The organism is Nocardiopsis listeri, from assembly GCF_020741345.1.
In the GTDB taxonomy this organism is placed as follows: domain Bacteria; phylum Actinomycetota; class Actinomycetes; order Streptosporangiales; family Streptosporangiaceae; genus Nocardiopsis; species Nocardiopsis listeri_A.
In genome coordinates this window covers 1-9,308 of record NZ_DYZD01000289.1, presented here as the reverse complement: position 1 = coordinate 9,308, position 9,308 = coordinate 1, and the positions used below count along the sequence as shown (strand labels likewise).

General features: G+C 68.5%; 6 protein-coding genes and 1 pseudogene. 1 reads left to right on the top strand and 6 read right to left on the bottom strand.

What is annotated here, in order from left to right; genetic code table 11:
* The 6 genes and pseudogenes from K8V84_RS15405 to K8V84_RS15380 all read right to left on the bottom strand — a co-directional run.
* A pseudogene (locus K8V84_RS15405) lies at positions 1 to 455 on the bottom strand (endonuclease); the annotation flags it as partial.
* Positions 456 to 797: 342 nt separating this feature from the next.
* Positions 798 to 1,712, bottom strand: coding sequence for a glycine betaine ABC transporter substrate-binding protein (locus tag K8V84_RS15400; protein WP_304075430.1), 915 nt, complete (start codon positions 1,710 to 1,712; stop codon positions 798 to 800).
* A gap of 49 nt (positions 1,713 to 1,761) precedes the next feature.
* Positions 1,762 to 3,732, bottom strand: coding sequence for a proline/glycine betaine ABC transporter permease (locus tag K8V84_RS15395; protein ID WP_304075426.1), 1,971 nt, complete (start codon positions 3,730 to 3,732; stop codon positions 1,762 to 1,764).
* 1 nt (position 3,733) lies between these two features.
* On the bottom strand, positions 3,734 to 4,900 hold the full coding sequence (locus K8V84_RS15390) for a glycine betaine/L-proline ABC transporter ATP-binding protein (protein WP_304075423.1): 1,167 nt from the start codon (positions 4,898 to 4,900) through the stop codon (positions 3,734 to 3,736).
* Positions 4,897 to 6,471, bottom strand: a complete 1,575-nt coding sequence (locus tag K8V84_RS15385; RefSeq protein WP_304075421.1) for a GMC family oxidoreductase — start codon at positions 6,469 to 6,471, stop codon at positions 4,897 to 4,899. The genes K8V84_RS15390 and K8V84_RS15385 overlap by 4 nt, the downstream gene beginning before the upstream one ends.
* Before the next feature lie 192 nt (positions 6,472 to 6,663).
* Positions 6,664 to 8,199 carry an aldehyde dehydrogenase family protein gene (locus K8V84_RS15380; RefSeq protein WP_304075428.1) on the bottom strand — a complete coding sequence of 512 codons (1,536 nt, stop codon included), beginning with the start codon at positions 8,197 to 8,199 and terminating at the stop codon, positions 6,664 to 6,666.
* 299 nt (positions 8,200 to 8,498) lie between these two features.
* Here K8V84_RS15380 and K8V84_RS15375 point away from each other — a divergent pair, with 299 nt between their 5' ends.
* Complete coding sequence (locus K8V84_RS15375; RefSeq protein WP_304075418.1) at positions 8,499 to 9,164, top strand: class II aldolase/adducin family protein; 666 nt, start codon at positions 8,499 to 8,501, stop codon at positions 9,162 to 9,164.
* Positions 9,165 to 9,308: the final 144 nt, after the last annotated feature.

Genomic DNA, 9,308 nt, shown 5'->3' with positions numbered 1-9,308 from the left:
CCGTCCCGCCACAGCGGGTCGACGGTGCCGAGTGCCGTGTGCAACGCCGCCGAGGCCGCCACACCGGAGACCACCCCGGTCATCACGCCGAGTGCGCTCACCCGACCGTCGGTCACCGTGGCCATCACGGTGCACACCAGTCCCACTACTCCCAGGCCGACCAGGGACGAGGCCGGGTACAGCTGTGGATCTCCGCCTTCGGTGGCCTGTAGTGCCACCCGGCCGACCGCGAGCAGCCCGCCCGCGGTCAGCGCCGGCGCCAGGGGCGGAACCCACCGGGCCAGGTACACGAACGGAAGGGGCGCCAGGAACCAGACGAGGGCGAACGCGCCCATGAACTCGGGTCCGGTGGCGCCGGCCTGTCCGAAGAGCGTGATCAACGAGGGCAGGAAGATCCGGAGCACGTCCAGCAGCAGGACCGTGCCGAGCATCGTGACCAGTCGTCCCTGGTGCATGCGGGTCCACTCTGTGGGAGGGCGAAGACATGAGGGATTCTCACCTCTACCACCCCGCAGAGCAAGGATTCCGTTCGACACGACCACGCCGAAAGGGCTTCGCCGAGGGGCACCACCTCGCTGCCTTCACCGAGTCGACCATGGTCGCCCGGCCTGCTCCTTGCCGCCACGCCCGCGCCGGAACGGTGACCGGCACCCGGTGTCGATCTCCTCAAGACGTGGTCCCTGCGCTCCCTCGGGTTCGGCCTCGGCCTGGAGGAGGGCCCCACGTCCGGATGGCGCCCTTCCCGGAACAACGAGGGGCGGGGACCCACCGGCCCCCGCCCCTCGCATCGCGTGTGATCAGCGGTTCTCGTAGCCCTCGGGGAGCCACTCACGCCACACGTCCGGGTTCTCCTCCACCCAGATCTCCGCGGCCTCCGACGGGTCCAGTCCTTGGTCGGCGATCATCGCCGCGACCTCGTTCTGGTCGGCGTTGGTCCAGTGCCAGTTGTCCAGGAACCGGTAGGCGTGGCCCCCGTCCTCGACGAAGCCCTTGCGGAAGATCTTGTTGAGGTCGTAGAGCGGGTAGTCGCAGTCCACGAACTCCAGGTCGGCGTCGCAACCGTCGTAGTAGTCGGGGAAGTCGACCTTGACCAGGTCCAGTTCCTGTTGCAGCCACTGCGGTTCGTTGAAGTAGAACAGGACCGGTTCTTCGTTCGCGTACCGGCGGCGCACCTCGGTGACCTGGGACGCCTCGGAACCGGCGTAGACGATCTCGATGTCCAGGTCGAAGGCGTTGATCATCCCCTGATCCTGGGTGGCGAAGCCGGGCGAACCGCCCAGGAACTCGCCCTTGTCGCCGGTCTCGGCGGTCCGGAAGATGTCGGCGTGCTCCTTGATCCCCTCCAGCGTGGTGATCTCGGGATACTCCTCCGCCACGTAGGCGGGCATGTACCAACCGATCACACCGTCGTTGCCGGTGGACCCACCGTCCACGACGGTGTCGTTGCCTTCGGGTCCGTACAGCTCGTACAGGTCCTCGTGGCCCCAGTTCTCCAGGATCACGTCCAGGACGCCCTGGTCGAGGGCCTGCCACGAGGGCTGTTCCTCCAACCGGACCAGCTGTACCTGGTAGCCCATCTCCTCCTTGAGGATGTGTTCCAACACCACGGCGCTGGCCTCGTAGCCGACCCACCCGTTGACGGCGATACGCACCGTGTTCGGGTCCCTGGCGATCTGGTCGGTTCGCACCGCGCAGGAGCTCACCATCACCATCGCCAGCCCCACCGCGGCCAACCGGAGCAGGGTGTCCCTTCTCAGCAACCTAGGCACGTTGTGCCCTCCTTCCCTGCGTGACCCGATCCAGGAACAGTCCCAGGCAGACGATGGCCAGGCCGGAGGCCAGACCCAGCCCGAGGAGGTTCTGGGAGAGCCCGAAGACCACGTCGAAGCCGAGCGAACCGGCGCCCACCAGCGCGCCCATGACCACCATGGACAGCACGAGGATGATGCCCTGGTTGATGGCGAGCAGCAGCGAGCCGCGCGCCATGGGCAGTTCCACCTTGGTGAGCAGCTGCCACCTGGTGGAACCCTGCGACTCGGCCGCCTCGATGGTGCCCGCCGGCACCCCGCGGATCCCGTCGTTGACCAGCCGGATCACCGGAGGCAGCGCGAAGATGACCGCCGCCGCCAGGGCCGGAACCCGACCGATGGTGAACAGTGCGACCGCCGGGATCAGGTACACGAACGGCGGCAGGGTCTGCATGGCGTCCAGGATCGGCCGCAGGATCGCGGCGAAGACGTCGTTGCGCGACATCAGCACACCGAAGACCACGCCCAGCACGATGGTGAGCGCGGACGCCACCAGCACCTGGGACAGGGTGTCCATGGCGTTGTCCCACACACCCAGCAGACCGATGGCGACGAAGGCCGCCGCGGACACGATGGCGATGCGCGGACCAGCGAAGATCCGACCCAGCGCGGCGGCGGCGAGGACCACCAACCACCAGGGCGAACCGGTGAGCAGGTCGCTGAGCGGGCTCAGCACCCAGTCCAGCAGCCACGTTCCCATCGCCGCCGTGAAGCCGCCGATCTTCGCCTGGATCCACTCGTAGACGACGTTGACCGGGTCCGCGATGTCGACCGCCACGTCGCGCGACCAACCTCCGAGCCCGAAGAGTCGACCGGCCGCGGCGGCGGTGATGATCGCGGCGAGACCGATCGCCGAAACCGGCAGACGGTACCGCTCGGGGAGCTTCGGGGCGTGCGTGCCGTGGCCGACCGCGCCCGTGACCCGGTCCATCGCGATCGCCAGCATCACGATCGCCACACCGGCCTGGAACGCCTGCCCGACGTTGACCTTGGACAAGGCCTGGTAGATGGCGTCACCCAGGCCACCGGCGCCGATCACCGACGCGATCACGACCATGGAGACCGCGAGCATGATGGTCTGGTTCACGCCCAGCAGGATGGTGCGCTTGGCCAACGGCAGCTGCACCTTGGTGAGGATCTGCCAGGGCGTGGAACCCAGCGACGTCGTCGCCTCGACCGCGCCCTTGGGAACCTCGCGGATGGCCAGCGCCGTGATCCGCGCGACCGGTGGGAGCGCGTACACCGCGGTGACGACGGCGGCCGCCGGGTTGCCGATGCCGAACAGCAGCACGAAGGGCAGCAGGTAGGCGAAGGCCGGCATGATCTGCATGAAGTCCAGCACCGGTCGCAGACCGCGGTAGAACGCCTCGCTGCGTCCGGCGAGGATGCCCAGCGGGATACCGAACAGCAGGGCGATGAAGACCGCCGTGATGATGAGCGACAGGGTCGTCATCGACTCGTTCCACAGGCCCGTCAGCGCGAACACCGCGAAGGTGGCCAGCACCAGCAGCGCCACTCGCCACCCGGCGAACCGCCAGGAGACGAACAGGCCGAGCGCGGTCACCCCCAACCAGGTGAGGAAGTCCAGGAACTGGTTGATCAGCACGACCGCCGATCCCAGTCCCACCGAGATGTAGTTGAAGAAGTAGAGGAACAGTGGGCTGTCGTTGCGGTTCTCGACGACCCAGGCGTAGATCCCGTCGAGCCACGCCATGAAGCGGTCGCCGATCGCCGTCGGGAAACCGCCCGCCCAGGACGGATCGCCCATCAGGCGGGCCGCCCAGTAGCCGGCGACGAGCACGACGACCACCAACAGGGCCTGCACGGTACTGCCGCGCAGCAACCCCCCGGGCCCGGAACCCGTGCCCTTGGTCCCCTTCGGGCCGGTCGTCCCGGCGCCGGCCGATTCGGTCACCGTGGCCATGTCACGCACCGTCCCCGGGCGACGTGACGTCGCCGTGGTCGACGGCGTCCGCGGGGATCTCCTCGACCGTCTCCTCCACGATCGCTGCGACCTGGTCCACGTCGTGCAACTGGTCCTCGGCGATGGCGCGGAGCACGTCGTCGCGGCCCACGTAGCCGAGGAGGGTGTCGCCCTCCACGACTCGGACAGGAGCGGTACTGGCGGCGAGCATCGGCAGGACCTCGGCCAGGACGGTGCCGGGCTCGGTGGTCGGCCCGTCGGTGCGTTCCTCCGGGAACGCGTCGCGCACCAGCCACCGGGCGGTGAGCACGGTGGTGCGCGCGACGTCGGAGGTGAAGTCGGCGACGTAGGCGTTGGCGGGACGTCCCACGACCTCTTCGGGGGTGCCGACCTGGACGAGTTCGCCGTCGCGCATGATGGCGATGCGGTCGCCCAGCTTGAGCGCCTCCTGGAGGTCGTGGGTGATGAACACCGAGGTCTTGTTCAGCTCGCGTTGCAGCCGGACGACCTCGTTCTGCATGTCGCGACGGATCAGCGGGTCCAGCGCGCTGAACGGTTCGTCGAACAGCAGGACCTGCGGGTCGACGGCCAGGGCACGGGCCAGACCCACGCGCTGTTGCATGCCGCCGGAGAGTTCGCCCGGGCGCGCGTTCTCGTACCCGGACAGCCCGACCATGTCGATCATCTCGCGGGCGCGCGTGTAGCGCTCCTCGCGCGACATACCGCGCACTTCGAGCCCGTAGGCGACGTTGTCGATGATCCGGCGGTTGGGCAGCAGCCCGAAGTGCTGGAAGACCATCGCCATCTTGTGTCGACGCAGTTCGCGCAGGCGCTGGTCGCTCGCCTGCTCGATGTCCTCACCGTCCAGCCGCACCGAACCCGACGTGGGTTCGATCAGCCGGGTCAGGCACCGGATGAGCGTGGACTTACCGGACCCGGACAGGCCCATCACCACGAAGATCTCGCCCGGACGCACGTCGAAGGAGACGTCGCGCACCGCGACGGTGCAGCCGGTCTCCTTCTTGATGTGGTCGCGGTCGGCACGTTCCAGGTCGGTACCGATGACCTTGTCGGCGTTCTTGCCGAAGATCTTCCACAGGTTGCGGACCGAGAAGGTCACGTCCGAGGTGTCCGAGTCCGGTGTCGTTTCGGTGGCCTGGGTACTCATCGGCTCTCCTCCTTCTCGGCCGACCGGTCCTGACGGATCAGGTCGGCGGCGCGCTCACCCAGGGCGAGGACCATGACCATCGGGTTGGGGGTGGGCAGGGTCGGGAACACCGAGGCGTCGGCGACCCGCAGTCCCTTGAGTCCGCGAACACGCAGGCGGGGGTCGACGACCGCTCCGTCGTCGTCGGCCGCGCCCATCCGGCAGGTGCCCGCCGGGTGGTAGACGGTGTGGGCGGCGCGGCGTCCGTACTCGGACAGTTCCTCGTCGCTTCGGACCTTCGGGCCGGGGGCGACCTCGCGCTTGATCCAGGACTTGAACGGTTCGGTGGCGGCGACCTCACGGGCGATCTTCAACCCGTCGACGATGGTCCGCTCGTCGTATCCGTCGGGGTCGGTGAAGTAGCGGAAGTCCAGGGCCGGCTGGACCTTGGGGTCGTCGGAGGTGAGGTAGAGCCGACCCCGGGAACGGGACCGCGGGATGTTGGGGGTCATGCAGACCGCGTATCCGTCCTCGGGTGAGTCGTAGCCCAGCCGCTTCGTGTTGTCGTCGAAGGGGATCTGGTAGATGTGGAACATCAGGTCGGGGCGCGGGTCGCTCTCGTCGCGGCGCACGAACAGGGCCGCGTCGGAGTCCATCACGGTGTTCTCGGGGACCCGCTCGTTGGTCTCCCACATGATGATCGACTCGGGGTGGTCCTGGAGGTTCTCTCCCACCCCGGTCAGGTCGTGGTGGGACGTGATCCCCACCGACTCCAGGTCCTCGGCGTTACCGACCCCGGACAGCATCAGCAGACGGGGGCTGTCGACGGCTCCGGCCGCGAGGACCACCTCGTGGCGGGCGTTGACGGTGATCCGTTCACCGCCGGAGGTCGTCGCGCTCACGCCGGTGGCGCGGTCGCCGTCGAACAGGACCTTGTCGACCCAGGTCTCCAGCAGCACGGTCAGGTTCTCGCGCACGTCCATGATGGGGTGCAGGTACGCCACCGAGGCGGAGGACCGGTAGCCGGTGTAGGGGTCGTAGGCGATGGACAGGAAGCCGGTGCCGTCGGCGAAGCCGCCACCGTGCGAGGTGAGGGCGTTGAAGTCCTCGACGACCGGGACTCCCGCCGCCTCCGAGGCCGAGGACACCCAGTCCTTGACCATGGTGTTGCGGTCCTTCTCGGCGATGGGGATGATGTTGCACTTGATCCGGTCGGCGTAGGACTGAACGGTGGCGTTGTCCCAGCCCTCGGCGCCGGCGGCGACCCATTCGTCGAGGTCCTCGGCGAACGGTCGGAAGCTGATCAGCGTGTTGTGCGAAGAGCAGCCGCCTAGTACACGGGCGCGCGAGTGCAGGATGTGGGAGTTGCCGTTGGGCTGCTCCGTGGTCCGGTACCCGTAGTCGAGTTCGCCATCGAGGACGCTCAGCCAGTCACGGAGCCGGAGCACGTGCTCCAGGTCCCGGTCGTCGGGACCACCCTCGATGAGGCAGACGGTGGTGTCGGGGTCCTCGGTGAGGCGATTGGCGATCACCGAACCCGCCGTTCCACCACCGACGATGACGTAGTCGTAGGTGTGTTCCTGATCGGCCACGGACCGATTCCTCTCGTTGATCTCTCGCGGGGGGCGCCGGGGAAACCGACCTGTTGTCGCGATGGTGATGTCTTCGGTTGTTCTTTTGACGTTCTTCGGTCGTCGAGGGGACACCCGTCGACGCGGCGGACGGTTCCGCGCCGACGGGTGGCCGTTGGCCCTGGGCGTTGTCGTCACCGGGGCCGATGTCGGTCAGCCGAACCAGCGCTGCGGTTCGGGGGCCAGGTTGCGGTAGACGTGCTTGGCCTCGCGGTACTCGTCGAGTCCGGCCAGGCCCAGCTCACGGCCGATCCCGCTGCGACCGAAGCCGCCCCATTCCGCTCCGGGGAAGTAGGGACCGTAGTCGTTGATCCACACGGTGCCGTGGCGCAGGGCGGCGGCCACGCGCTCGCCACGGGCGGTGTCGTCGGTCCACACGCCGCCGGAGAGCCCGTAGTCGGTGTCGTTGCCGAGTTCGATCGCCTGCTCTTCGGTCTCGAAGCGTTCGACGGTCACGACCGGGCCGAACACCTCGGTCTGCACGATGTCCATGGAGCGGTCGCAATCCACGAACACGGTGGGGCGGTAGAAGTAGCCGTCACGCAGTTCGGCCTCGTCGGGGCGCCTGCCACCGGCGATGATCCGGGCACCCTCCTGCACGCCCCGGGCCACGGCCTTCTCGACCTTGGCGCGGTGTTCGGCGGACACCAACGGGCCGCAGCGCACACCCTCGTCCTGACCGCGGCCGATACGGATGGCCTCGGCACGGCGAGCGAGTTCGGTGGTGAAGGCGTCGTGGATGTCGTCGTGCACGATCAGGCGCGCACCCGCCGAACACACCTGCCCGGAGTGGAAGAACGCCGCGTTGAGCGCGTAGTCGACGGCGGTGTCCAGGTCGACGTCGGGGAAGATGATGTTCGGGTTCTTGCCACCCAGCTCCAGGGCGGTCTTCTTGACGGTCTCGGAGGCCGCCGCCATGATCCGGCGCCCGGTGACCAGTCCACCGGTGAAGGAGATCAGGTCGACGTCGGGGTGCTCGGACAGGGGCGCGCCGGCCTCGGGGCCACTGCCCAGGACCAGGTTGACCACACCCGCGGGGACACCCGCCTCGGTGGACAGTTCCACCAGTTTGGCGGTGGTGACCGGGGTGACCTCGCTGGGCTTGATCACCATGGTGTTCCCGGCCGCGATGGCGGGGGCCATCTTCCAGGCGAGCTGGAGCAGCGGGTAGTTCCAAGGCGTGATCATGCCGCAGACACCGACGGGCTCGTACACGACCTTGCTGTGCACGCCCTCGGGTGCGGAGACCAGTCGGCCCGCGTCCTTGTCGGCCAGACCGGCGTAGTAACGGAAGACATCGGTGACGTCGTCGACGTCCATGCCCCCCTCTTCGATGGTCTTACCGGTGTCGAGGGACTCCATGACCGCGATCTCCTCGCGGTCGCGCTGCAGCAGGTCGGCGATCCTGTCGAGGACGCGGCCGCGGTGGGCGGCGTCGGTGCGGCGCCACTCCCCCGTGTCGAAGGCGCGTCGGGCGGCGGCGATGGCCGCCTCGGTGTCGGCGCGGTCACCTTCACTGACGACGGTCAGAACGGAGGCGTCGGCGGGATCCAGGATCTCCCGGACCCGTCCGTTCTTCGCCGCACGCCACTCCCCATCGATGTACAGGCTGGTGGCGGTGGCCGTCCCGGGGGCGGACAGGTACGGCACGGACGGCAGGGTTGCGTTGCTCTGGTTCACGGAGCCCATCTGCCCGGGATTGATAGTCACAAACGACCTCTTTCGTAGGACACTTCACACAACGTCCCATAAGCCCACTGAACAGGCAAAACATCCGATGTGCCTTTGGGGACGCCCCTCAGTGGCCTCGGTCACCGGCCTCGCCACAGACCTACGTCGACGGCCGAGACCGCAAGCACGGGACACTCCGCCCTGGGGAATACAAGAACAAGATTTTGACGTACATTAGGTGTACCTAAGTCGGTTCGTCCCGCTCGCCCGGGTCGTCCCCCGTGCGACCGCCGCCCGCGAACCCCATCGAGGAACGCATGCTGCTCGAACAAGAACGCCGTGACGTCTGTCTGACCGCCCGCTCCATCGCCCGGCACACGGGTGCCGCCCCCGGCGAAGCGGGTACCGTCAGCGTCCGCAGCGGCGAGCTGGTGGTCGTCACCCCGCACGGTGTGCCGCTGGACCAGATCCAGCCCCAGGACTGCCCGGTCATGTCCCTGGACGACCGGATGCTCGAAGGTCGGCGCGATCCGGCCGCCGAGACCACCCTGCACATGGCGGTGCACCGACAGGCCGCCGACCACGACCGCGACGTCACCGCCGTGGTCAACGCGTTCACGGCCGACACGGTGGCCGTGTCGACCGTCGAGGTGGAGCTGCCCCCGATCCACCACCGCGCCGCCGGCCTGGGCGGAGCCGTCGCCGTCACCCCGTACATGCCGTACGGCGGTGGTGACATCGCCGACCAGGCGGTCAAGGCGCTCAAGGGCCGGGACGCCGCACTGCTGGCGGGACACGGCGGAGTGGCGCTGGGCCGCGACCTGGAGCACGCCCTGGAGAACCTGCGCCTGCTCGACTGGCTCTGCGCCACCTACCTCCGGGCCCGCCAGATCGGACGCCCGCGTGTGCTGTCCGAGGAGGAGCTGGCCCAGATCCGGCAGCGCGACACCTACGGATGGGCCGGCCCCGACCCCTTCCTGTAGGCCTTCTCTCGAAACGCCGGCGCCGCCGGACCCGTTCCAGCGAACGTCCGGTCCGTCCTCGTCGTCGAAGGTATCGCCGGGCCGGGTCATCGCGATCCGGTCGTGGTCCGTCTCCGTGTCGGCCGCCGCACCGGTGCGGCGGCC